Source organism: Fusobacterium perfoetens ATCC 29250, from assembly GCF_000622245.1.
Taxonomy (GTDB): Bacteria; Fusobacteriota; Fusobacteriia; order Fusobacteriales; family Fusobacteriaceae; genus Fusobacterium_B; species Fusobacterium_B perfoetens.
On the sequence record NZ_JHXW01000009.1, the window covers coordinates 1 to 26414 of the forward strand.

Genomic DNA, 26414 nt, shown 5'->3' on the forward strand with positions numbered 1-26414 from the left:
CCAGACTACAAGGCAAGTTCTTTACGTGTTACTCACCCGTCCGCCACCTTACTATCACCGAAGTGAATTCAAGTAGACTTGCATGTGTTAAGCATTCTGTCAGCGTTCATCCTGAGCCAGGATCAAACTCTTCATTAAAACTTTATATTTATTGACTAGGTCAATTATCAACACTTACCGTTATTAAACACCAAAATATGGTTGTTTGCTTGTCATATATCTCTATTCTGTTGTTAATGTCCTTAGTTCCGTATCTCACGGACAAGATTAATTATACCTTAGAAATTAAAATATGTCAACATATTTTTTTATTATTTTTACGAATTTATAGTTTTTCTTTATTTTTCAATACTTTCTATTTTTAATTTTTATTTATAATATAATTTAATCTTAATAAAGACCATATTTTATTTTTAAAATATAGTCTTTAATTTATCTCTATTCTATTATAACTGCTCTTTCTTTTAATATTTCTGGTAACTCAATTCCTAATTCATTCATAGAATTTTTATTAATTAATAAAACTGTATTTTCTAATGTTTCAATTGGTATATCATTAGGTTTTTTCCCATTTAATATTTCTATAGCCATTTTACCTGCTTGATATCCTGAATTTTTATAACTGATAGTTTCTGTTGCTAGTGCCCCTTGTTTCACTTGATCTTCTATACAACCTATAACTGGAATCATATTTTCTTTTGCTTTTGATAATACAAGAGGTGTAGCAGCTACTATTAAATTATCTGTTGGAGTATAAAGAACATCAACTTCTTTTAAAATTATATCTAGTGCTTGACCTATTTCATTTATATTTGTTATCCCTTTTTCTACAATTTCATACCCATATTTATTAGCTTCTTGTTTTAATATATCTACTAATACCAAAGAATTTTCTTCACTAGTATTATATACAACACCTATTTTTTTAGCATTTGGTAATAAAGCATTTATAAGTTCTATCTGCTTTCCTACTGGAGCCATATCACTAACTCCTGTTACATTATTTCCTGTAAGTCCTGCAGATATTGGATCTGTTACAGCAGCCACAATTATAGGTATTTCTTTTGTTGCATTATATACAGCTTGAGAAGATGGTGTTGATATTGCTAAAATTAAATCTTTCTTATCTTGAACATATGAATTTGCTATAGTTTGCGCAGTTCCAAAATCTCCTTGGGCATTTTGATAATCTATTTCAACTTTACTTTCATCATATCCTTTTTCTTTCAAGCATTCTTTAAAACCTATTACAACTTCATCTAAAGCTGCATGTTCTATTATTTGAGTTATTCCTATTTTTATCTTTTCTTCTTTTTTTTCTTCACATCCAACTAATATTCCTAATATTGATAAAACTAATAATATTTTTTTCATTTTTATTTCCTCCTAAAATTAAAAATCTATTTTATAAAATAATAATAACATATTTTAATTTTAGTTTATAGATAACAGTTTTTTTATTTTTTTGTTCTTTTTTATTGTTAAATTTATCTGTTATTCACTTATTTTTACAATAATTAAAATAATTAAAGCAATTAAAATTGTTCGATATTTATTTGCTTTTATATTTTTTTAAATTTTTATAAAAAATAACTCGATGAAAAACATACTTTTTTAGTGTATAATAACTCATAAATAATAATTTTATTTTTCATATTACTCCTAAATACTTTAAAATAATTAGAAGATATAGTATTTATTCTAAAAATAATAAAACTAAAAAAATTAAAATTCTCAGATTTAATTTCTTCAGAAAAAACTTTCTTGTATATAAATGATATATAGAAATTTTAAATAGAATCTACTCTCTTATTCTAAATATGGAACTTCTTTGATTTTAATAGGATTTTATACTCCTAAATATACTTTTTATTATGTTTTTCTTTAATCATTTAGCGCTTAATAACTTTCACAAACATAACCTTAATTTGTATTTTTTATAATTTAAAAATTTTTATATTATACTATATTTTTTTGATAAATTTTTCCTTTAGTTTTGTATTCTTATTAATAAATTTTTGGATTAAAAAATTATAATTTTTTAAATAAAAAAAGATTGATAAAATAATGATATTTTATCAATCCTTTCTATATACTATTTAAATTTTAAAACTAAATAAATTTAACAAATAAAGGTACTAATACTAAAGAAACTATTGTCATTAATTTTATTAAAATATTTAAAGCTGGTCCAGAAGTATCTTTAAATGGATCTCCTACTGTATCTCCAACAACTGCTGCTTTATGTCTATCAGATCCTTTTTTATCTCCTTTATATCCACCTTCAATTTGTTTTTTACCATTATCCCAAGCTCCACCAGCATTTGCCATCATTATAGCCATTAAAATTCCTGTAACTAATGCTCCTGCTAGTAATCCTCCTAGTGCTTCAACAGACCAAAGTCCAACAACAACTGGAGCTACTATAGCTAATATTCCTGGAACTATCATTTGTTTTAATGAAGAATGTGTAGAAATTTCAACACATTTTCTATAATCAGGTTTTGCTTTTTTCTCCATAATTCCTGGGATTTCTCTAAATTGTCTTCTAACTTCTTCAACCATTTCCATTGCAGCTTTTCCTACTGCTGTCATAGTTAATGCAGAGAATAAGAATGTTAACATTCCTCCTATAAATAATCCAACAATTACATCTGGATTAGTTACATCTATTCTTAATTCATCAGCTGTTAAATTATTAACTGCTTCTCTATAAGATGCAAATAATGATAAAGCTGTTAATGCTGCAGAACCTACTGCAAATCCTTTTCCAACTGCTGCTGTAGAGTTTCCTACTGCATCTAATTTATCTGTACATTCTCTTACTTCATGAGGTAATTCAGACATTTCTGCTATTCCTCCAGCATTATCTGCTACTGGTCCATAAGCATCAACTGCTACTACCATTCCTGTAGTTGCTAACATTCCAACTGCTGCTATAGCGATTCCATATAATCCAGCTGTTTTAAATGCTACTAAAATTGCTGCTGATATAACAATAATAGGTGCTACTGTAGATTCCATTCCAACTGCTAATCCTTCTATAATAGCTGTTGCTGCTCCTGTTCCTGCAGCATCAGAAATTCTATTAACAGCTGTTTTCCCTGTATCTGTATATATTCCTGTGAAATAAGCAATTAATATTCCTGCTACTAATCCTGCAACAATAGCCCAAAATACACCCATAGGCATTGATAAAAACTTAACAATTCCAAAAGATGCTATTATAGTTAAAATTCCTGCTATTCTTGTTCCACCTTCTAATTTAGCATGTACTTTACTAGGATCATCTGTTTTTACTGTTACAGTTGCTAATATTGAAGCCACAATTCCAAATCCTGATAATAAAATTGGAGCTACTACATATCCCATGTTATTTAATTGTTGAGCTGTTAAAAATCCTAATGTTACAGCTGCTATTATAGAACCAACATAAGATTCAAATAAATCTGCTCCCATTCCTGCAACGTCTCCAACGTTATCTCCAACGTTATCAGCTATTGTTGCTGGGTTTCTTGGGTCATCTTCAGGAATTCCTGCTTCTACTTTTCCAACTAAGTCAGCTCCAACGTCAGCTGCTTTAGTATAAATTCCTCCTCCAACTCTTGCAAATAATGCTATTGAAGAAGCTCCCATTCCAAATCCTGTTAAGTCAGCAAATGCTGTTGCATCTTGTCCAAATACTAACATTAAGATAGATAACATTAACATTCCTAATCCAACAACTGAAAGTCCCATAACTGCTCCTCCAGAGAATGCAACATCTAATGCTTTAGCTAATCCTCCTTCTTTAGCAGCAATTGAAGTTCTTCCATTTGCTTTAGTAGCTATTCTCATTCCAATGTTTCCTGCTAATGCTGATGTAACTGCTCCTAAAACAAATGCTATTGCTGTGTTTACAGAAATAAAAAATCCTAATATTACAGCTACTCCAACAACAAACCAAACTAAAATTTTGTATTCTGCTACTAAGAAAGCCATTGCTCCTTCTCTTATAGCTTCAGTTATTTCAGCAACTCTTGGAATGTTGATTTCGTAACTTTCAACTTTTTTAGAATAGAAAAATGCTGCTATTAAAGCTAATATTCCAGCACCTATTCCTAGATACAATATTTGTTCCATTTTAACCTCCTAAAAATTTTTCATACCTTATTATTATATTAATTTCTTAAAATATTTTCAAGTTTTTTCTTATTAAATTTTAAAATTTTTTGATTTTGTTATACTATTATCAGTTTTTACGATTAAAAATTCAACATTATTTTCATTAGAAAAGTTTTTTATCTTTTCTTCTGTCATCCCAAAAAAACTTGTTGAATAAATATCAGCTAAAAAGGCGGATGAAGAAATAACTACAACCATTTTCTTGTCGTTTATTGGATATCCAGTATTTTTATTCATTATATGATGATATTTTTTTCCCGAAATTTCAACATATGTTTGATAATCTCCTGATACCCCTATAGATTCATTCTCTATTTCCAATATTCCTAATCTTTTATTTTGGTCTTCAGGATTCTGCAGTCCTATTTTCCATAAACTTCCATCTGCTTTTCTATTTATAGTTGCAATACTAGAAATCGAAGAAATAAAACCATTTGTTATCCCATTTTCTCTTAAAATTTCTTTTGCTCTGTCTAAAGCATATCCTTTTAGAAATGAGCCTGTATCAATTTTTATATCCTTTTCTTTAGTTAAAATTCCATCTTTTATTTTTACTTTAGAAAAATCTATATTTTTTTTAACTTCTTCTATTTCTTTTTGACTTGGAACTGATTTTCTTGCTTCTTCACCAAAGCCCCATAACTTCAATAAAGGTTCTATTGTTATATCATACATACCATCTGTTACTTCATACATCTTTTGTATTTCATTAAATATATATTTTCCTTCTTCATCTAATTCTATTTTTTCAATTTCAGAATTATTAAGTTTATATATTAACGAATTTTTATTCTTACTATTATATTTATTGTCTATCCTTACTATTTCATTAAAAGCTTTTTCCATAATTGAATTAGCTTTTTCTTTATTATCAGAATAAATTATCATTTGAATATAAGTACCAAATAAAAATCTTTCTTGAGTAAATTTTTCTGGTGTTTTTTTACATCCAACTATTGAAACAATAAAAAATATTAAGAATAAATTTTTTAAGAATTTATTAGTCTTCAACTTTTTCATCTTTTTCATATGCATAAGTTATTTTTCCTTCAACTAATTCTTTAAAAACTTTTTTCATTAAAGGATCTTTTTTATTTGTTTTCACTAAAAGAGGTTTTCCTTTTATAATTTCTCTCATTCTTTTTCCTGTTGTTAATGTTAAAATATATTTGTTTGGAATTTTTTCTAATAATAAATCATATGTTATTTCTTGTTTCATTATTTTTCCTCCTCTTTACTTCTTATTATATTAATTAATTCTTCACAAGATTTTTCAACTGTATAATTAATTATTGTTGTATCATACTCTTTTTCATATTCTAATTCTTTTAATGAATTTTTTAATCTTAATTGAATAGTTTCTTCACTGTCAGTTTTTCTACCTCTTAATCTTTGTTCTAGTTCTTCTTTTGTTGGAGTTTTAAAGAATATCATATTTGCATTTGGATATTTTGCTTTTACTTGTAATCCACCTTGTACATCTATTTCTAATATTACATTCTCTCCTTTTGCTAATCTATTTTCTACTTCAGATTTTAAAGTACCATAATAATTTTCATGTACTTTTGCATATTCTAAAAATTCATCATTTTTTAATTTTCTTTCAAACTCTTCTATAGTAAGAAAATAATAATCTCTCCCATCTATTTCTCCAACTCTTGGTTTTCTAGTAGTAGCAGATGTAGCTAAATTTATATTTAATATTTTCCTGACAAGTCTACATATTGTTGATTTTCCAGCTCCACTTGGTCCTGAAACTACAAATAAATTTCCTTTACTCATAATTTTCCTCCGTATTTCTATTCCAATTTGATTATTCTATATTCATTGCTTGTTCTCTAATTTTTTCAATTTCATTTTTACATTCTACAACAATTTTTGAAATTTCATATGAAGATGATTTTACTCCTGTAGTATTTAACTCTCTAAAAATTTCTTGTAAAATAAAATCTATTTTTTTACCGACTATTTTATCCTCAGATTTTATTTCTATTTCTAATTGCTTCAAATGACTATCTAGTCTTGATATCTCTTCAGATATATCACTTCTATCTGTAAAAAGTAATATTTCTTTTAAAATATCTTCTTCATTAAAAGAAACTTCTTCTTTTATATTTTCTAATCTTTTTAATAATTTTTCTTTATAAACAGCCACAACTTGATTTTTATATTTTTTTATTTCAGTTACTCTCTCTTTTATAAATTCAATTCTTTCTATAAAATATTCTTTTAATCTATTTCCTTCTGTATCTTTAAATTCTAAAAATTCTTCTAATAAATTATCTAGTTTAGAAAAAATAATTTCTTCATAATCATTATTATCATTTTCTTTTCTTTTTATGACATTAAAATTTCTTATTAAATAATCCATTTTATTAGTAAATTTTTCACCAAAGTTATTTTCCATATCTGTTAAAACTTTTAAATAAGCTTTACAAATTTGTTCATCATATTCAAAAAGATTTTCAATTTCTCTTCTATCTTCAAAATCTATTTTTAAATCGATACTTCCTCTAGTTACTTTTTCACCAATTTTTGTTCTAATTTTACTTTCTAAAAAATTTAAAGAAGTTGGCATTTTTATCTTTAAATTTAAATTTTTATTATTAACACTCTTTATTTCCATATCAATTATAAAATTTTCATCTTGATATGAATATTTAGAGTATCCTGTCATACTTCTCATAAGGTTCTCCTTTGTTTTCAGATGACAAAATAGGCGACCTGTGTCGCCTATTTATTAAATTACTGTTCCTCTTTTACTTCTTCAGGAATTATTCTCTTGTAATCTACATAACCTGTTCCAGCAGGTATTTTCTTACCAATAATTACATTTTCTTTTAATCCTTCTAAGTAATCTTCCTTACCTTCTATTGCAGCATTTGATAAAACTTTTGTTGTTTCTTGGAATGACGCAGCAGATATAAAGCTTTCTGTATTAACAGCTGCTTTTGTAATACCTTGAATTACTGGTTCATATTCAACAAGTTTTTTACCTTTTGCTTTTAATTCTTCATTTTCTAAGTCAACTAGTCTCTTCTCAATTACTTCATCTTCTAATAATAATGAAGAACCTGAATTTGTAATTCTAACTTTCTTAAACATTTGTTTTACTATAATTTCTATATGTTTATCATTTACTGTAACACCTTGGTCTCTATATACTTGTTGTACAGATTCAAGTATAAATTGTTCTGCTGCTACTAATCCTTTAATATTTAATATATCATAAGGAGAAATAGCTCCTTCTGTAATTTTATCTCCAGCTTTTATTAACATTCCATCAGTTACTACTAAATGGTCTCCAACAGAAACTAAGTATTCTTTGAATTTTTCTGGATTCATTTCATCTTTTATTAAGATTACTCTCATACCTTTTTTCTTCTTAGTAGTGATTTCAACTTTTCCACTAACTTCACTTAATAAAGCTTTTCCTTTTGGATTTCTTGCTTCAAATAACTCTTGTACTCTTGGAAGACCTCCAGTAATGTCTTTTGTTCCTTCTCCCTCTTTAATAAGTTTTGCAATTACTTGTCCTTTTGTTACTTTATCTCCTTCATGAACCATCATGTAAGCACCAAATGGAATTTGATAACTTGCTTTAACTTGTTTATTTTCATCTAATATAAGTAATCTAGGGTTAACATCACCAGAATCTAATGGTTTTACTGATAAATATTCAGTAACTCCATATTTACTATCATAATTTGATTTAATTGTTAATTCTTTATAAGCTACAATTCCTTCTTGGTCACAAATTATAGGTACATGATATGGATTTAAGTTAGCAAGAACTTGTCCTTTTTCAACTATATCTCCATCTTTTACTTTTAAGATAGACCCTGAAGGGATTTCATGGTCATTGTTTCCAATAGTAATTTTAGCTGATTGGCTAACAACAATCTCTTCTCCTGTTTCTTCACTTACAAGTATTTTTACATCTTTAAATACTGCTTTTCCTGAATTTTCAGCTTTTTTAGTTGTAGCTGAAGCTGTTGCTGTAGCAACTCCTCCTGTATGGAATGTTCTCATTGTAAGCTGTGTACCTGGTTCTCCAATTGATTGAGCTGCAATAACTCCAACTGCTTCCCCAAGTAGTACTTCTTTATGATTTGATAAGTCCATACCATAACATTTTTTACATACACCTTTCTCCAATGAACATGTTAAAGGTGATCTAATTTTTACTTTTTGAATATTTAATTCTTCTATTCTCTTAATTAAATCTTTTCCAATTAGAGTATTTCTAGGAGCTATAACTTCTCCATTTACGATTAAGTCTTCTGCTAATACTCTTCCATTTATTCTTTCTGATAATTTTTCTATTACTTTACCATCAGAAATTAAGTCAGAAACTTCAATTCCTTCATGAGTTCCACAATCTTCTGAATTTACTATAACTTCATGAGAAATATCTACTAATCTTCTTGTTAAATATCCTGAATCGGCTGTTCTTAAAGCTGTATCGGCTAATCCTTTTCTAGCTCCATGTGATGACATAAAGAACTCTAATACTGTTAGTCCTTCACGGAAATTAGCTTTGATAGGTACTTCTAGAATTCTACCTCTTGTATCGGCCATGTTACCTCTCATGGCAGCTAACTGTCTCATCTGTTGAATAGATCCTCTGGCTCCTGAAGTCGCCATCATATAAACTGGGTTAAATTGGTCTAGTCCACCCATCATTGCATCTGTAACATCTTGAGTTGCTTGAGCCCAAACAGCTATAGTTTTTCTATATCTTTCTTCATTTATTATTTTTCCATCTTTATATTCTTGAGCTATAGCTGCTACATCTTCATCAGCTTTCTTTAAGATATCTTTTTTAACAGCTGGTATTTCTAGGTCCTCTACTCCAACAGAAACTCCAGCAAATGTTGAATAATGATATCCAAAGTTCTTAATATCATTAATTATATCAGCTGTTTTTGAGAATCCATATCTATCATATAAATCAGCTATTAATTTCTTTAATGGATTTTTACCATAAGTCATATTATAATCTCTGATTTCCTCTGGTAAAATTTCAGAGAATAGTATTCTTCCTGGAGTAGTTGTAACCATTTCTCCATTTATTCTTACTTTTATTATAGCATGTGTATCTATAACTCCATTTTCATAAGCTGTTAAAACTTGTTCTCTATTAGAGAATTCTTTTCCTTCTCCTCTACATCCAGGTCTATCTTTAGTCATATAGAAACATCCCATAACCATATCTTGTCCTGGAACTGCTATTGGTTGTCCATTAGATGGAGCTATAATATTATTAGGAGCAAGCATTAATAATTTTGCTTCCATTATAGCTTCTGGAGATAATACTAAGTGTACTGCCATTTGGTCTCCGTCAAAGTCAGCATTGAAAGCTGAACATACTAATGGATGTAATCTAATTGCTTTTCCTTCTATTAATACTGGCTCGAAAGCTTGAATAGATAGTCTATGTAAAGTCGGAGCTCTGTTTAATAATACAGGGTGTCCTTCTATAACATCTTCTATGATATCCCATACTTTATCATCTGATTCTTCAACTAATTTTTTAGCTGTTTTTACATTAGAAGCTAATTCTCTTTTTACTAACTCTCTCATTATAAATGGTTTATATAATTCAAGAGCCATTTTCTTAGGAATTCCACATTGATTCATTTTTAATGAAGGTCCTACTACGATAACAGATCTTGCTGAGTAGTCAACCCTTTTTCCTAGTAGATTTTGTCTGAATCTTCCTTGTTTTCCTTTTAGCATATCAGATAATGATTTTAATTCTCTATTGTTTTGAGCAACAACAGGTTTTCCTCTTCTTCCATTATCTATTAAAGCATCAACTGCTTCTTGTAACATTCTCTTTTCATTTTTTACAACAATTTCTGGAGCTTTTATTTCTAAAAGTTTTTTCAATCTGTTATTTCTATTAATAACTCTTCTATAAAGGTCATTTAAATCTGATGTTGCAAATCTTCCACCATCTAATTGTACCATTGGTCTTAAGTCAGCTGGTATAACTGGAACATTTTTTAATATCATCCATGCTGGTTGGTTTTCAGATTCAATAAAGTCTCTAACTATTTTTAATCTTTTTGCAACTTTTTTTCTTTTTTGACTAGAATTTACATCATCTAATTCTCTTTCTAATTCTTCTCTTAAAACAGGTAAATTTAAGTCTTCTAACAATCTTAAAATTGCTTCTGCTCCCATTTTAGCGTCAAAAGAGTTACCATACATTTGTTTAAATAATTTATACTCTTTTTCATTTATAATTTTTCCAACTGGTAATGTTTCTTCGTTACTTTGAACTACTATATATCTTGCAAAATATAAAACAGATTCAAGTTCTTTTGGAGAAATTCCTAAAATTAAAGCCATTTTATTTGGTGTTCCTTTAGAATACCAAATATGAGATACAGGGGCAGCTAAAGCTATATGCCCCATTCTTTCTCTTCTTACTTTTGATTTAGTAACTTCTACTCCACATTTTTCACAAACAAGACCTTTATATCTCATTCTTTTGTATTTTCCACAACTACATTCCCAATCTTTTGTTGGTCCGAATATTTTTTCACAGAATAATCCATCCATCTCTGGATTTAATGTTCTATAGTTGATAGTCTCTGGTTTAGTTATTTCTCCATGAGACCATTCATATATTTTTTCAGGTGAAGCAAGTTTTATTCTAATTTTTTCAAAACTCTTTATTCCCATATTAAATGTAATGCCTCCTTAATCGAGATAAAGTTTTTACACTTTATAATTTTTTGACCTAAATAATTAAGTATTATTTATTAATCATCTAATCCATCAAATGATAAATCTTCATCAAAAGATTCTTCAAATCCTTCATCTAATTCTTCTCCAAAAGTTGGAGCTCCTAATGAAAATTCAGTTATTGTTTCTTCTTTATTATAATCTTCATCAACATTTATTAGATTTCCATCTTTATCAAATAACTCTATATCTAATGCTATAGCTTGGAATTCTTTTAATAATACTTTAAATGATTCTGGTAAATCTGCCTCAGGCATTTCTTCACCTTTTACTATAGCTTCATATGTTTTTGTTCTTCCATTTATATCGTCAGATTTAACTGTTAACATTTCTTGTAAGATATTTGAAGCTCCGTATGCTTCTAAAGCCCAAACTTCCATCTCTCCAAGTCTTTGTCCTCCAAATTGAGCTTTTCCTCCTAATGGTTGTTGAGTTACTAATGAATATGGTCCAATTGCTCTAGCATGCATTTTATCTTCTACTAGATGGTGTAATTTTAACATATACATTATTCCAACTGTAACTTTATTATCAAATGGTTCTCCAGTTCTTCCATCATATAAAGTTACTTTTCCACTTCTTGGATATCCAGATTTTTCTAAACGATCTTTTATTTCATCTTCAGTAGCTCCATCAAATACAGGAGTAGCTATATATCTTTCATCTTTATTTGGTATTTTTTGAAGTGCTAATCCTAAATGTACTTCCAATACTTGTCCTATATTCATACGTGAAGGAACCCCTAATGGGTTAAGTACTACATCTAAGTGTGTTCCATCTGCTAAGAATGGCATATCTTCTGCTGGTAATACTCTTGAAACAACCCCTTTATTTCCATGACGTCCAGACATTTTATCTCCAACAGTTATCTTTCTCTTTTCAGCTATGAAAATTCTTATAACTTTATTAACTCCAGCCTTTAAGTCATCTCCATTTTCTCTAGAAAGTTCTAATACTTCTACTACAGTTCCTTTTGAACCATGAGGCATTCTTAAAGATGTATCTCTTACATCTCTTGCTTTTTCTCCAAATATAGCTCTTAATAATTTTTCTTCTGCAGGAGGTTCTGTTTCTCCTTTAGGTGCTGTTTTTCCAACAAGAATATCTCCAGCTTCTACTTCAGAACCTACTATTATTATACCGTTTGAATCTAGATTTCTTAAAGCACTTTCTGAAACATTTGGAATTTCCCTAGTTATTTCTTCGTCACCTAATTTTGTATTTCTAGCTTCTATTTCATATTCTTCTATATGAATTGATGTAAATACATCATCTTTTCTTAATCTATCTGATATTAAAATCGCGTCCTCGTAGTTATATCCTTCCCAAGGCATGAATGCCATTAAGATATTTCTACCTAATGCTAAATCTCCACCTTTTGTAGCTGGTCCGTCAGCTATTACAGCTCCTTTTTCTACTCTTTCACCTAAATCTACAATTGGTTTTTGATGTAAACACATTGCTTGGTTTGATCTTTCATAATTTAATAATGGATAAGTAACTTCTACACCATCATCAGACATTATTTTGATTATATGAGCATCAACATATGTTACTACTCCAGAAACTTCTGTTGTTACAACTGCTCCAGAATCTATAGCTACTTTTCTTTCTATTCCTGTTCCTACATAAGGAGCTTCTGTTCTTAATAATGGTACTGCTTGTCTTTGCATGTTAGAACCCATTAGTGCACGGTTAGCGTCGTCATGCTCTAAGAACGGAATTAATCCAGCTGATACAGAAACAACTTGTTTTGGAGAAACATCTATATAGTCTACTTTTTCTCCTTCAACTTGTAAAATTTCATGTCCAAATCTACAAGTAATATTTCCTAATAATTTACCATTTTCATCAAATTTTGAGTCTGCTTGGGCTATAAATAATCCATCTTCTTCGTCAGCAGCTAAATAATCTATTCTATCAAATTGAATTACTCCATTTTCTACTTTTACATATGGAGTTTCCATAAATCCATATTCATTTACTTTAGCATAAGTTGCTAATGAACCTATAAGTCCAATGTTTGGTCCCTCTGGAGTTTCTATTGGACAAATTCTTCCATAGTGAGAGTCATGTACGTCTCTAACTTCGAATCCTGCTCTATCTCTTGAAAGTCCTCCAGGTCCTAAAGCTGATATTCTTCTTTTATGTGTTAACTCAGCTAATGGGTTTGATTGGTCCATGAATTGTGATAATTGACCAGAACCAAAGAAATCTAAAATTAATGCATTTAATGGTCTAGTATTCAATAATGATTGAGATGATAAAGTTTCAGAATCTTGAATAGTCATTTTCTCTCTTACCATTTTTGACATTTTTGCAAGTCCTGCTCTTATTTGCATTAAAAGAAGTTCTCCTACTCCTCTTATTCTTCTATTAGATAAATTATCTATATCATCTGTATGACCTTCACCATTAAATAAATCCATTATAACTTCTATTGTTCTCTTAACATCTTCTTTTGTTAAAACAATTTCATTAGGGTCTACATTAATTCCTAATCTTTTATTTAATTTATATCTTCCTACTGGTTCTAAATCATATCTTTGTGGATTAAAGAACATTTGTCTAATTAAAGATTTAGCTGAATCTATTGTTACTAAATCTCCAGGTCTTAATTTTTTAAATACCTCAGTTACTGCTTCTTCTTTAGTTTCAGTATCATCATTTAAGATAGTATTTGCTAAAACTTTTTCTTTTGGAGTTACATTATAATAAACTATTTTTTCTACTTTTTTCTCTATTAATCCTAAAATAGTTTCTACATTTATATAAGAACCTGCTTCTCCAATAAATTCTCCATCTTCTTCATTTACTACATCTTCTTTTAAGAAACATCCTTCTATTTTTTCTCTTAAATTTTCTAATATTTCTTCAGAATTACTATATTTTTCATAATAAGGAGTTAAATCTAGTTCTTTTGTTTCTAAAAATTCTTCCATTATTTCTTGGTTATTTTCGAAGAATTCAACTGCTTTTAAGAAAACAGTTGCTAAAACTTTTTTCTTTCTGTCTATTTTTACATTTAAGAAATCATTTTTATCAGTTTCAAACTCTAACCAAGTTCCTTTATAAGGAATAATTTTTCCAATAAAAAGGTCTTTTCCAATTTGTAAGTTTACCTCTTTGTCAAAAGATACACCAGGAGATCTATGTAATTGAGATACTACTACTCTTTCTGCTCCATTTATTATAAATGTTCCTCTAGGAGTCATTAGTGGTAATTCACCAAAATAAACTAAACTTTCTTGTATCTCATTTCCACTTTTCTTATTAGTTAATCTTAATCTTACTTTTAATGAAGCTGAATATGTTTTTCCTCTTTTTTTACATTCTAATTCATTGTTTAAAGGTGGTTCAGCATCATGTAATTCATAAGAGATATAATCTAAACGAATATCTCCATTAGAAGACTCTATTGGAAATATTTCTCTGAAAGCAGATTCTAATCCCTTATTTTCTCTAGATAGTGGATTAATTCTTGATTGAATAAAATCTTCATAAGAATTTAATTGAAATTCTAAAAAATGAGGCATTTCTCCTCTCTCTTTTATTTTTCCAAAATTAAATCTTTCAACGAGTTTCCCCATTTACTCACACTCCTTCAACTTTAATGTCAATACCTAACCTCTTGAAAATAACTTTTTATTTAGTTTCAATAGATTAAGTATCAATCTTTAGAAACAAATTTATATTTATCTTATAGATGACTAAAATAGGCACTCAGTTGGAGTGCCTATTTCTTTTTTCTTCTGTACAAACTATCAGTTTATAAAAGAACTATTTAACTTCTACTGTTGCTCCAGCAGCTTCTAATTTAGCTTTAATTTCTTCAGCTTCTTCTTTAGATGCTCCCTCTTTTATAGTTCCACCATTGTCAGCTAATTCTTTAGCTTCTTTTAATCCTAAACCAGTGATTCCTCTGATTTCTTTGATTACTCCTATTTTCTTATCTCCAGCTGATTTTAATATTACATCAAATTCAGTTTTTTCTTCAACTTCAGCTGCTGCTCCTCCTACTGCTGCTACTGCTACAGGTGCTGCTGCAGTTACTCCAAAGTGCTCTTCTAAAGCAGTTACTAATTCTCTTAATTCTAATACTGACATAGCTTCTAAGTCAGCAATAAATTGTTGTTTATCAAATGCCATTTATTTTTCCTCCTTAAATTTCTACAATAATATGATTTTTATTTTTATATTTTTAATTATTCTGCAGATCCTTCTTTTTTATCTGCTACTGCTACTAATCCATAAGCAAGTTTTCTTACTGGTCCTAACATTCCATTTAACACCATAGATAATAATTGTTCTCTTGATGGTAAAGTTGCTAGTTGTAATACTTCAGCTTCGCTAACTCTTTTTCCAGTTAAATATCCACCTTTTATGTTGAATATTTTTGCTTTTGCGTTAGCTTTAGATACTTCGTTCATTATTTTAGCAGGAGCTACGATATCGTCATATCCAAATGCGAATGATGTAGTTCCTTCTAGTATATCGTCAAAAGAATCTTCAACACCAGCTTCTTTTAGAGCTATTTTAAATAATCTATTTTTAGCTACTAAATATTCTCCACCAGCTTCTCTTAAAGATTTTCTTAGTTGAGTTTCTTCTTTAACTTTAATTCCTTCGTAGTCTACTAATACGATAGATTGAGCTCTTTTAATTCTTTCAACAAGTGCTGCTACTGCTTCTACTTTAGCTTGATTTGCCATTCCAAGTCACCTCCTCTTTTTCTTAAAAAATACCCCCGGCTAATAAAGACGGAGGCTGTATTTTTCTTTGAGGTCTATGAATACCTGATTCCAACCTCGGTAGGATTTATTGCCTAAGCCACCTACTGTCTTTAGTATGGATTTATATTTAATTTTTATCCAACAATCTATTATAATATATTTTTCTCTTTTTTGCAAGAAAAATTTATTATTTTATTATCCAATTTCTTTAGCAACTAATGTTGGGTCCATTTTTATTCCAGGTCCCATAGTTAAAGAAACTGCTACAGTTTTTAAATATTGTCCTTTTGCATCAGCAGGTTTTAATCTTACGATTTCAGCCATGAATGCTTTAAAGTTTTCATATATTTTTTCATCAGAGAAATCTGCTTTACCAATTGGTACGTGGATAGATCCTAATTTGTCTACTCTGAATGCTAATTTACCTTTTTTGAATTCTGATACAGCTGCTGCTATATTAGGAGTAACTGTTCCTGATTTAGGGTTAGGCATTAAACCTTTAGTTCCTAATATTTTTCCTAATCTTCCTAATTTAGGCATCATATCTGGAGTAGCTATAACTAAATCAAAGTCTAACCATCCTTGTTGAATTTTTTCAATATATTCTTCAGCTCCAGCAAAATCTGCTCCAGCTTCTAAAGCTTTATTTATGTTTTCTCCTTGTGTTATTGCTAATATTTTAACACTTTTTCCAGTTCCGTGTGGTAACACAACAGTTCCTCTTATTTGTTGGCTTGCATGTCTAGGATCTACTCCTAATCTTAATGCAACTTCAACTGTTTCTAGGAAGTTAGCTGATCTTGTTTTTACAACTGTTTCTAATGCTTCTTTCACATCATATAATCTTGTACTATCTACTAACTTAGCTACTTCTAAGTATTTTTTACCTCTATGTTTTGCCATTTATTTATTTCCTCCTCTGTGGTCAATGGATTTTATCCTACCACTATATATAAAATAATTCGCTATCAAATTAGTCTACTATTTTTATTCCCATAGATCTTGCTGACCCAGCTAATATTCTCATAGCTGCTTCAACTGATCCAGCATTTAAGTCAGGCATTTTTGTTTCTGCTATTTCTCTTAATTTAGCAGTAGTTATTGTTCCTGCTACTTCTTTTTTAGAGTTTCCTGCTCCTTTTGATGTTCCAGCAGCTTTCTTTAATAAATCAGATGCTGGTGGAGTTTTCATTATAAATGTGAAAGATCTGTCGTTGTAAACAGAAATTTCTACTGGTATAATCCATCCTGCTTTATCTTGTGATTTAGCGTTAAATGCTTTACAAAACTCCATAATGTTAACACCGTGTTGTCCTAAAGCTGGTCCAACTGGTGGTGCAGGGTTTGCTTTTCCTGCTGGTAATTGTAATTTTATAACTTTAATAACTTCTTTTGCCATTCCTAATATTACACCTCCAAAATATGTGGTACTAATGAATTTTCTCCCACGTGATTAATTATAAAAATTAATCTTCTTTCTTAACATCAGTGATATTTGCTTCGATTGGTGTTAAACGTCCAAACATATCAACCATCACTTTAACTTTTCTATTCTCTAAATTAATTTCAGCAACTTTTCCTCTTTGACCATCAAATCCTTCAGAAACTATTGTTACATAATCTCCTATTTCAAAGTCTACTGCCACTAATTCTGCATCTTCTTTTTCACTATTTTCTTGACTGTAACCAATAACTCTAAAAATATTTTCCACTTCATCGTCTTCCATTGGAATTGGGTCTGAACCTACTCCAACAAAACCAGTAACACCATTTGTATTTCTTACAACATACCAAGCATCAGAATCAACACTGTAGTTAATTCCATTTTCATTCTCTTCTCTTGTTGCAACCATTTGTAGCATTACATATCCTGGAAATAATTTTCTACTTATTACTTTTTTCTTTCCTCTTCTAAGCTCAACAGAATGTTCCTCAGGAACAAGTATTTTTGTTACTATCTCATTCATTCCTAAAGTTTCTATTTTTTGCTCCAAATCAGTTTTAACTTTCTTTTCATATCCTGAATAAGTATGAATCATAAACCATTTTTTTTCTAAAACTGTATTCATGTTATTGTCCTCCAAATAGAGATACAAGTATCTTTAAAAGTCTTAAAACAACTATATCAAAAACTCCCAAATATATGCTCAAAGCAACACTCATAGCTGCTACCCATGCAGTTGCATGAATTACCGCCTTTTTTCTAGGCCATTCAACTTTAGAGTATTCCATTTTTACATCTTTTAATAACTTCATAGTTTGTCCACCTTTTTATTTTTTCATAAAAATGGCAGGTCAAGAGGGACTCGAACCCCCAGCCCTCGGTTTTGGAGACCGATGCTCTACCAATTGAGCCATTGACCTGCATGTTGATAACTATTTTACTGAGTATTTATTTTATTTTTTAGTTTCTTTGTGTAGAGTTTCTTTTCCACACCATTTGCAATACTTCATTAATTCTAATCTTTCAGTTGTGTTTTTCTTATTTTTTGAAGTACTGTAATTTCTTCTTTTGCATTCTGTACATTCTAATTGAATATTAACTCTCAATTCATACACCTCCATTTATTTATCGGATAATCCTTAATCCTCCCATATTCTTCTATAAATATGGTAATAGAGTTTTTATGACTTTAGTTTATTAAGACATAGATAATTATACATTATCTTTTATTTTTTGTCAACTATTTTTTTATTTTTTTATCCACTAGAATATTTATTCTAGTGGACTCTCTTTTTTACTCTCTAATTCTTCTAATTTTTTTTCTATATTTTTTATTTTAGTATTCATTTCATTTACTTTAATTTCAATAGAATTAAGTATCCAATATTGAAAATGATTTGTTTTTTTCATTTCATAGATAAGCCAAATTATTTTTACTATCCCTAATAATATAGCACAATAAACAGAAACATCTAAGGAAATACGTCTTAATACTCCTCCCATAAATAATAAAACAATTATCATAGAGATTAATAAGATATTTACTCTTTTATTTTGAATATTATCTCTTCCACCTATTCTTCCTATTATCTTATTTATTTTCTCTTTCTCTTTATGAAAGGCCTCTAATTCTTTCATCAAATTTTCTTGTGTATTATTTTCCATAGTACCCTCCTATTTGATTTTTGCTATAGTTGGCATATTTCTCTTATATTCATTTCTTGCTATCTTTTTAAATATTGATTCAACGACCTCTTTATCATATCCCATATTTTTTATCTCTTCTTCATTTTTATTTTTATAAATTATATGATAAAGTATTTCATCAGCTAAATCATAAGAAAATCCCAATTCTTCTTCATCTGTTTGTCCAGCCCATAAATCAGCACTAGGTTTTTTATCTATTACTTCTTTTGGTACTCCCATTCTTCTAGATAATTCCCAAACTTGAGCTTTTAATAACTCTCCAATAGGATTTATTCCACAAGCCATATCACCAAATTGAGTTCCATATCCTAATAATAATTCTGTTTTATTAGAAGTTCCAACTACTAAAGCATTCTCTTTAGCTGAATTATCAAACAATACACACATTCTGGTTCTTGACATATAGTTTCCTCTTCTAAGTCCAGAAGCTTCTCCAGCTATTCCGAAATAAGCATCTACCATAGGAGTAATTTCTATTTTTTTACAATTTATCCCAGTTGCTTTTACTACTAACTCAGCATGTTCTATACTTTCTTTACTTGATGTTTTATATGGCATCATTATAGAGTATACATTTTCTGGCCCTATAGCTTTGGCTACTATAAAAGCTACTAAAGCTGAATCAATTCCTCCAGAAAGTCCTAATATAACTTTTTTAAATCCTCTTTTTGTAACTTCATCTTTTACAAAATTAACAACTTTATCTTGGATTTCATCCATATTTCCTATTAGTTCTTGATAAATTTCTTCTTTCATTATATTACTCCTTCTCATTTAAAATTTCTCTGTCTAATCCAAATTTTCCAAGTTTTCCAGCTCTATAATCTCTCAGAAGTGTTAATACAGCTTGATGGGTATTTAAACTTCCACCCTTTTGAATCATATTCATTCTATAAGCTATATTTTCTATTATATTTCCTGCTACTCCTTCAAAATCTTCATCTAATAATTTATATCTTTCTTTTAAATTTTCTTTTAAGCCATAAGCTATCATTTTATCTAAAAATTTACATGCTACATCATCTATTGGTAATATATCATCTTTTATAGCTCCTGAAATAGCTAAATTAAATCCAACTCTTTCATCTTCAAATTTAGGCCATAAAATTCCTGGAGTATCTAAAAGTTCTAATCCTTCTTTTATTCTAACCCATTGTTTTCCTCTAGTATATCCTGGCATATTTCCTACACCAGCACTATTTTTACCAACAATTCTATTAATTAATCTTGATTTTCCAACATTTGGAATTCCAGCTACCATCAATCTTGTATTTACTTTTTTTAAACCTTTTTTCATCATTTTTTCTTTTTTTTCAGAAGCTACTTTATCTATTATAGAATAAAGTCTTCTCATATTAAAACCTGTTTCAGCACTTAATTCTAGTACTTCATCAGCATCATTATGTTTTATAAAGTAATCTCTCCATTGATTTATCTCTTCTTTATTTACTAAATCTGATTTATTTATTACTATTATTCTTTTTTTTCCTTTAGCAAATACAGAAATATCTGGATTTCTACTTGATATTGGTATTCTAGCATCTACAACCTCTAATACTATATCTATTAAAGGCATATTTTCTTTTATCATATCCTTAGTCTTTTTCATATGACCTGGATACCAGTTTATTTTTGTCATTGACATAAATGTTTACTCCTCTTCTTCTTCGTCACCTATATCTTTAGCATATTTATTAACTTTTTCTTTTTTCTCTTCTATTTCATTTCCTTTAATTATTACAACAAACTCTCCTTTAAAAGTTTTATTTTCATATTGACTTATAAGTTCTCTTGTTGTACCTCTTATAATTTCTTCATAAATTTTTGTTATTTCTCTTACTAATACTATTTCTCTTTCTCCAATGAACTCTTCTATATCTTTTAAAGTTTTTATAATTCTATGTGGAGATTCAAAAAACATTATAGTTCTTTTTTCATCCTGAAAACTTTTTAATAAAGTTTGTCTACCTTTTTTCTTTGGTAAAAAACCTTCAAATACAAATCTTCTCATAGATACTCCAGCTACTGAAGCAGCAGCTGTCATGGCACTTACTCCTGGAATTGGAACTACTTTTATATCTCTTTTTAAAGCTTCATCTACAACTTCATACCCTGGGTCTGATATACATGGAGTTCCAGCATCAGTTACTAAAGCTATATTCTTTCCCTCTTCTAATAAATTCATAATAGTATCTATTTGATATTGTTTACTATGTTCATCATATCTATAAATTGTTTTTTCTATTTCTAAGTGATTTAAAAGTTTTTTAGTTACTCTAGTATCTTCAGCGAATACATAATCTACTTCTTTTAATATTCTAATAGCTCTCAATGTGATATCTTCTAAATTTCCTATAGGTGTTGCTACTATATAAAGCATATTTTACTCCTCGTTATTTTTTATTTTTTCTCTCTTTAATCATAGAAATAACTGCTGCCTCAGCTGTTTTAAGTTGTTTATCTTCTTTCTTTATAAGTTTTTCTGCTTTCTCTTTTCCAACAACTGATGTTAAAAGTTTTTCTTTACTAGCTTCTTGATCTTTATCATTAACATTAGTTATAAATCCATCATAGAATAAATAATCCTCATCTTCCTCTACAACTATATCTGGTTTTATTCCTTTTCCGTGGATATTTTCTCCTTTTGGAGTATAATACTTAGCAATAGTTAATTTAATTCCATCTTCATCTGGTAAAGGTAAAACTACTTGTACACTACCTTTTCCAAAACTTTTTTCTCCTATTAATAACCCTCTTTTATAATCTCTAATAGCTCCTGATACTATTTCTGAAGCTGAAGCACTACCTTCATTTATCAGAATTACTAATGGAAAATCTCCATAATATTTACCTTCTCTATAAGAGAATATCTCTTTTCCTTTCTTAGGTCTTTCACTTACTATAACTCCCTCTTCTATAAACATTGAAGATATTTTTATAGCTTGTCCTATTATTCCACCAGGATTATTTCTTAAATCTAAAATCAATCCTTCCATTCCTTGTGATAATAATTTTTCTAATTCTCTTTTAACCTCTAAATCTACATCCTCAGCAAATTGGGTAAGTTTTATATAACCTACATTTCCATCTAACATTTTACTTCTAACATTTTCTAATTTTATATCTGCTCTTGTTAAAGTTATCTCTCTTTCTTTTTTATCAGCTTCTCTGTAAAGTTTTAATTTTACTTTTGTTCCTGATTTTCCTTTTAATAATCTAGAAGCTTCTTCTAATTCTATATCATAAGTTGATTTGTCCTCTATATATAATATCTTATCATTTGGTCTTATTCCTGCATTAAAAGCTGGACTCCCCTCTATTAATAATTCTACTGTTACAGGCTCATTAGCTCCCTTTCTAATTATCATCCCTACACCAGAGTATTCACCTTTCATTTTTCCTTCTAAATCTTCCATTCCTTTTTTAGAAAAATAATTAGAATGAGGATCTTCTAAACTGTCTATCATTCCTTTTAATGCTCCTTGCATTAGAATTGTTTTATCTATTTTTTTATCCCCAACAAAATTTTCTTGGATAATATCCATTACATCAGATATTTCTTTTAATTGTTTTATATTATTCATAAAACCAATTTTCTCTTCATTGGCTAAAATATTTGTTGAAATAGAAGTTATACTAAGTATTATAAGTAATTTTTTTAGTTTATTTTTTAACATTTATTCCTCCGCTACTCTAATTCATCTAGTCTTTCTTTTACATTTATATCAATTTTTTTATTTTTTCCAAATAAAGATAGATATTCAGTATTTCCCTTTCCCCCTTTTATAGGAGAAATATCTAAAGCTTCTAGATATAATCCATTTTCATTGGCACTTTTTACAACTTTTTCTATTGAATAAAGATGATATTCCTTATCTCTAACTATACCACCTTTTTCTATCATAAATTTCTCAACTTCAAATTGAGGTTTTATTAAAGCCATTAATTTTGTTTCCTTTTCAAAAAATTCCTTTAAAGCTTTTACTACACTAGTTATAGATATAAATGATATATCCATCACAATATAATCTATTTTTGAAAAATCAATTTCTTCTTTTTTTAATTCATTTATATGTCTATTTTCTATAGAAGTTACTCTTGAATCACTCCTTAATTTCCAATCTAACTGGTTAGTTCCTACATCTACTGCATATACATGTTTCGCTCCATTCATTAAAGCACAATCTGTAAATCCTCCTGTTGAAGCTCCTACATCTAAAATTACTTTATCTTTAAAATCTAAATCAAAAACAGATACAGCTTTTTCCAATTTTAATCCGCCTCTACTTACATATTTGGATTCTTTTCCCTTTATTCTAATATGTAACCCTTTTTCTGTATCTATTTTTATCATAGTTCCAGGTTTTTCTATTTTCAAATCATTTACTAGAACTATTCCTGCCATTACAGCTCTTTTTGCTTGTTCTACATCAGGATAAAAACCATTATTGACTAAAAGTACATCTATTCTTTCTTTCATCAATTTATCTCCTAATTTTTAAATATCTCTTTATCTTTTAATACTGACAAAACTTCATTTTTTAAAATTAATTTTTTAAATCCCTCTTTTTCAACTGATTTTATTAATTTTCCAGTCTCAACAATTCTTCTTGTAAAGAAATCATCTCCTAAAGGAACTTTTTTATTTTTCTTAAAGTAATTTAATAACTGTTTTGTTGAACCAAGTTTTAATTCTTGTTTAGATTTTTTCAATCTATCTTTTATAACTCCTGTTGTACACTTAAATTTTTTGCCAATTTCTATTAGATTTTCTCCTCTTTCAAAACTTTTTAGTATATCGTTTACATCAATAGGATTTATTCTATGATATTTGGCCGAATACATATCAGCCCAATGAACTAATTGAGCTTCTTTAGTGCTAGGAATTACTTTTCCCCATTTTCCATGATGGGATACAACTATATGAATTATATTTTTTCTTACATCTTCTTTTAAATAAAAACCTGTTTTATCCTCTATTTCCCTTAATATATTTTCTGTTTCTTTTATTATATATTCTGGGTTTTTTAACATAATTTGAGAATGAGAAATATTATCCTCACTTTTTCTAAGAGTTCCTTTACTTAAATCATGTATTATTATCCCAATAACTACAGAAAATAAATCTAATTGTTTTTTTGCATTTTCAAGATTATGATAAACTTTTTTTATCTCATTAATAGATAGATTAAAAACATCATAAGTATGAGCCGTTATTTTAACTCCTTGGTCATTATAATTTTCTAAATCAAGAACTTTTTCTTCTGCTAATAACTCTTCAAGAAATTTTATTGTTCTCTTATTGTCTTCTATCATTAAGTTTCCCTTCAATTCTTTCGACTAATTTTTTTCCTCTTAATCCATAAATCTCCAATAACTCATCTCTTCTTCCATGAGGAATTTCACCTGTGTCAATAGAGATTTTTATCACTCTCTTCATTATATTATTATCATTCAAATAATTTATTATGCTGCTACCAAAACCATTTATTGCATAAGCTTCTTCTAAAACAAAAATATTCTCATAGTTTTTAAACTCTGTTTCTATATATTGAGTATCCATAGGAATTATAGAAGCTGCACTTACTATCGTTCCCTCTATACCTCTTTCTAATAATAAATCTTCTATATTTAATATCTCTTTTAACATACTACCAGTACATACAAAAAGATTTTTCTTTCCTTTTTTTATTTCTTTCCATTTTCCAATTTGAAATTCTCTATCATTTTCTATATTAAAAACTTCCTCTTTTGGATATCTTATAGCCATAGGACAAGATGTATTCACTGAATAATCTAAAACTTCTCTTAACTCTTTTTCAGTAGTTGGTGCTACCAATATAAAATTAGAAATTGTTGTAAACATTGATATATCATAAAGTCCATTATGGGTTTTACCATCTTCTCCTACTATCCCTGCCCTATCAATTAATAATCTTACTGGTAGATTTTGTAAAGAAATATCATGGATTAATTGCCCAAATCCCCTTTGTAAAAAAGTGGAATATACTGCAAAGTAAGGTTTTTTTCCAGCTTTTACTAATCCTCCAGCAAATGTTATTCCATGTCCTTCTGTAATTCCTATATCAAAAGCTCTTTCTGGATATGTATCAAAAAATTTCTTTAACCCTGTTCCTTTTATCATTCCTGCTGAAATTCCTATAATATCTCCATCTTTTTCACCTAATTCAGTTAGTTTTTCTCCAATAACATCCGAATAAATTTTTCCATTTGATTTTTTACAAGAACTAGGTCCTATTCCATGAAATTTTTCTTGTTCATCTTCAGCTGGTTTATATCCTTTTCCTTTTTTAGTTTTAACATGAATAAAAACAGGTCCTTCAATCTTTTTAGCTTTCTCAAAAATAGAAATAAGCTCTTTTAGATTATGACCATCTATAACTCCAAAATATTTAAAACCTAAATTTTCTGCTATACTAGCTGGTAAAAAAAAGTTTTTTATAGAATTCTCTGCTCTTTTTATTGTAGTACTTACTTTTTTCCCAAAATTTCCTTTTCCAATAAGTCTTTTTACATCTTTTCTAATAGACATATAAGTATTACTTGAAATTAACTTACTAAAAAACTTAGAAAGCCCTCCTACATTTTCTCCAATAGACATTTCGTTATCATTAAGAACTACAATTATATTTTTAACATCCACCATATTGTTTAAAGCTTCTAATGAATGCCCATTTCCTATAGAAGCATCACCTATCATTACAATTACTTTATCTTCTGGATTTCCAATAGCTAATCCCACTCCTGCTGATAAAGCATTTCCAGCATGTCCACTTATAAAATAATCATAAGGACTTTCTTTAGGATCTGTAAATGGCCCTACTCCCCCTAAGGTTCTCAAAGTATCAAATCTATCTTCTCTATCTGTAAGTATTTTATAAACATATGATTGGTGTCCAACATCAAATAAAAATTTTGTATTTTTTTCATTAAATACTTTTTTTAAAGCTACTGTTAATTCTACTACTCCTAAATTAGAAGCTAAATGTCCACCATTTTTTAAAACAACATCTATTATTTTTTTTCTAATTTTATCACAAAGAGATTTTAATTCATCTATTTCTAAATTATCTAAACACATACTCCGCCTCAAATCCTATTTATATTAAATAATCTTTAAATAAGAATGCAATTACCATACCTAAAATTGTCCCTATTAATACTTCAAAAGGAGTATGTCCTAACAACTCCTTTAATTTTTCATCAGAAAATTTTTGCCCTATTCCTAATTTAAAAGGTAACTCTTCCAATATTTTATTTACTATTCTAGCTTGTTTTCCAGCTGCTCTTCTTATCCCAGCTGCATCATACATAATAATACCTGAAAAAACTATAGAAATAGCAAAATATGGAGTATTGGTTCCATAAACTATTCCTATACAAGTAGTTAAACAAGAAACTGTTGAGGAATGAGAACTTGGCATTCCTCCAGTTTCAAAAAATCTCTTTATATTAAATTCTTTATCTATAAATATTGTTTCAAGGACTTTATAAAACTGAGCAATAAACCAAGCTATAAAAGTAACATCTAATATTTTATTATCAAAAATAATCCCAGCTTCATTCATAAAATTTCTCCCTTCCAC

Annotated in this window: 24 protein-coding genes, 1 tRNA gene, 1 rRNA gene and 1 other annotated feature; all 26 genes read right to left on the reverse strand. The window is 28.6% G+C overall.

Annotated features, from left to right (window positions below):
• Positions 1-138, reverse strand: a 16S ribosomal RNA gene (locus T364_RS0103785); the annotation flags it as partial.
• Between the two features lie 300 nt (positions 139-438).
• On the reverse strand, positions 439-1374 hold the full coding sequence (locus T364_RS0103790) for an ABC transporter substrate-binding protein (RefSeq protein ID WP_027128400.1): 936 nt from the start codon (positions 1372-1374) through the stop codon (positions 439-441).
• A gap of 738 nt (positions 1375-2112) precedes the next feature.
• Positions 2113-4122: a sodium-translocating pyrophosphatase gene (locus tag T364_RS0103795; RefSeq protein ID WP_027128401.1), complete on the reverse strand. Its 2010-nt coding sequence runs from the start codon at positions 4120-4122 to the stop codon at positions 2113-2115.
• A 72-nt stretch (positions 4123-4194) separates the two neighbouring features.
• Entirely contained in the window at positions 4195-5184 is a 990-nt protein-coding gene (locus T364_RS0103800) for an FAD:protein FMN transferase (protein ID WP_027128402.1), read from the reverse strand.
• Positions 5165-5383, reverse strand: coding sequence for a DNA-directed RNA polymerase subunit omega (locus tag T364_RS0103805; RefSeq protein WP_027128403.1), 219 nt, complete (start codon positions 5381-5383; stop codon positions 5165-5167). Before T364_RS0103805 ends, T364_RS0103800 begins: the two co-directional genes overlap by 20 nt.
• Entirely contained in the window at positions 5383-5946 is a 564-nt protein-coding gene (gene gmk / locus T364_RS0103810) for a guanylate kinase (protein WP_027128404.1), read from the reverse strand. The genes T364_RS0103805 and gmk overlap by 1 nt, the downstream gene beginning before the upstream one ends.
• 31 nt (positions 5947-5977) lie before the next feature.
• Positions 5978-6850 (reverse strand): YicC/YloC family endoribonuclease, encoded by an 873-nt coding sequence (locus T364_RS0103815; RefSeq protein ID WP_027128405.1) that lies wholly within the window; start codon positions 6848-6850, stop codon positions 5978-5980.
• Between the two features lie 59 nt (positions 6851-6909).
• Positions 6910-10860 (reverse strand): DNA-directed RNA polymerase subunit beta', encoded by a 3951-nt coding sequence (gene rpoC / locus T364_RS0103820; RefSeq protein WP_027128406.1) that lies wholly within the window; start codon positions 10858-10860, stop codon positions 6910-6912.
• A gap of 80 nt (positions 10861-10940) precedes the next feature.
• Complete coding sequence (rpoB, locus tag T364_RS0103825; RefSeq protein ID WP_027128407.1) at positions 10941-14513, reverse strand: DNA-directed RNA polymerase subunit beta; 3573 nt, start codon at positions 14511-14513, stop codon at positions 10941-10943.
• A gap of 190 nt (positions 14514-14703) precedes the next feature.
• Positions 14704-15072, reverse strand: coding sequence for a 50S ribosomal protein L7/L12 (gene rplL / locus T364_RS0103830; protein WP_027128408.1), 369 nt, complete (start codon positions 15070-15072; stop codon positions 14704-14706).
• A 56-nt stretch (positions 15073-15128) separates the two neighbouring features.
• Positions 15129-15635, reverse strand: a complete 507-nt coding sequence (rplJ, locus tag T364_RS0103835; RefSeq protein WP_027128409.1) for a 50S ribosomal protein L10 — start codon at positions 15633-15635, stop codon at positions 15129-15131.
• Between the two features lie 16 nt (positions 15636-15651).
• Positions 15652-15788: a sequence feature (ribosomal protein L10 leader region), on the reverse strand.
• 63 nt (positions 15789-15851) lie between these two features.
• Positions 15852-16559 carry a 50S ribosomal protein L1 gene (gene rplA, locus T364_RS0103840; protein WP_027128410.1) on the reverse strand — a complete coding sequence of 236 codons (708 nt, stop codon included), beginning with the start codon at positions 16557-16559 and terminating at the stop codon, positions 15852-15854.
• Positions 16560-16629: 70 nt separating this feature from the next.
• Positions 16630-17055: a 50S ribosomal protein L11 gene (rplK, locus tag T364_RS0103845; RefSeq protein ID WP_027128411.1), complete on the reverse strand. Its 426-nt coding sequence runs from the start codon at positions 17053-17055 to the stop codon at positions 16630-16632.
• 67 nt (positions 17056-17122) lie between these two features.
• On the reverse strand, positions 17123-17725 hold the full coding sequence (gene nusG / locus T364_RS0103850) for a transcription termination/antitermination protein NusG (RefSeq protein ID WP_027128412.1): 603 nt from the start codon (positions 17723-17725) through the stop codon (positions 17123-17125).
• Between the two features lies 1 nt (position 17726).
• Positions 17727-17912: a preprotein translocase subunit SecE gene (gene secE / locus T364_RS0103855; RefSeq protein WP_027128413.1), complete on the reverse strand. Its 186-nt coding sequence runs from the start codon at positions 17910-17912 to the stop codon at positions 17727-17729.
• A 32-nt stretch (positions 17913-17944) separates the two neighbouring features.
• Positions 17945-18020 (reverse strand) — tRNA-Trp (locus T364_RS0103860).
• Between the two features lie 33 nt (positions 18021-18053).
• Positions 18054-18221, reverse strand: a complete 168-nt coding sequence (gene rpmG / locus T364_RS0103865) for a 50S ribosomal protein L33 (RefSeq protein WP_255456936.1) — start codon at positions 18219-18221, stop codon at positions 18054-18056.
• A 151-nt stretch (positions 18222-18372) separates the two neighbouring features.
• Positions 18373-18765, reverse strand: coding sequence for a hypothetical protein (locus T364_RS0103870; RefSeq protein WP_027128415.1), 393 nt, complete (start codon positions 18763-18765; stop codon positions 18373-18375).
• 9 nt (positions 18766-18774) lie between these two features.
• Positions 18775-19527 (reverse strand): NAD+ synthase, encoded by a 753-nt coding sequence (locus T364_RS0103875; protein ID WP_027128416.1) that lies wholly within the window; start codon positions 19525-19527, stop codon positions 18775-18777.
• A 40-nt stretch (positions 19528-19567) separates the two neighbouring features.
• Positions 19568-20452 carry a ribosome biogenesis GTPase YlqF gene (gene ylqF, locus T364_RS0103880; protein WP_027128417.1) on the reverse strand — a complete coding sequence of 295 codons (885 nt, stop codon included), beginning with the start codon at positions 20450-20452 and terminating at the stop codon, positions 19568-19570.
• Positions 20453-20458: 6 nt separating this feature from the next.
• Complete coding sequence (gene rsmI / locus T364_RS0103885) at positions 20459-21187, reverse strand: 16S rRNA (cytidine(1402)-2'-O)-methyltransferase (RefSeq protein WP_027128418.1); 729 nt, start codon at positions 21185-21187, stop codon at positions 20459-20461.
• 13 nt (positions 21188-21200) lie between these two features.
• Positions 21201-22484, reverse strand: coding sequence for a S41 family peptidase (locus T364_RS0103890; RefSeq protein WP_027128419.1), 1284 nt, complete (start codon positions 22482-22484; stop codon positions 21201-21203).
• Positions 22485-22495: 11 nt separating this feature from the next.
• A complete protein-coding gene (locus T364_RS0103895; protein WP_027128420.1) occupies positions 22496-23287 on the reverse strand; it encodes a TlyA family RNA methyltransferase in 792 nt (263 codons plus the stop codon).
• Between the two features lie 11 nt (positions 23288-23298).
• The gene (locus tag T364_RS0103900) at positions 23299-24123 is read right to left on the reverse strand and encodes an HD domain-containing protein (protein ID WP_027128421.1); all 825 of its coding nucleotides are present in this window, start codon (positions 24121-24123) and stop codon (positions 23299-23301) included.
• Entirely contained in the window at positions 24107-25909 is a 1803-nt protein-coding gene (dxs, locus tag T364_RS0103905; RefSeq protein ID WP_035945332.1) for a 1-deoxy-D-xylulose-5-phosphate synthase, read from the reverse strand. The genes T364_RS0103900 and dxs overlap by 17 nt, the downstream gene beginning before the upstream one ends.
• A gap of 19 nt (positions 25910-25928) precedes the next feature.
• The gene (locus T364_RS0103910; RefSeq protein ID WP_027128423.1) at positions 25929-26396 is read right to left on the reverse strand and encodes a divergent PAP2 family protein; all 468 of its coding nucleotides are present in this window, start codon (positions 26394-26396) and stop codon (positions 25929-25931) included.
• Positions 26397-26414: the final 18 nt, after the last annotated feature.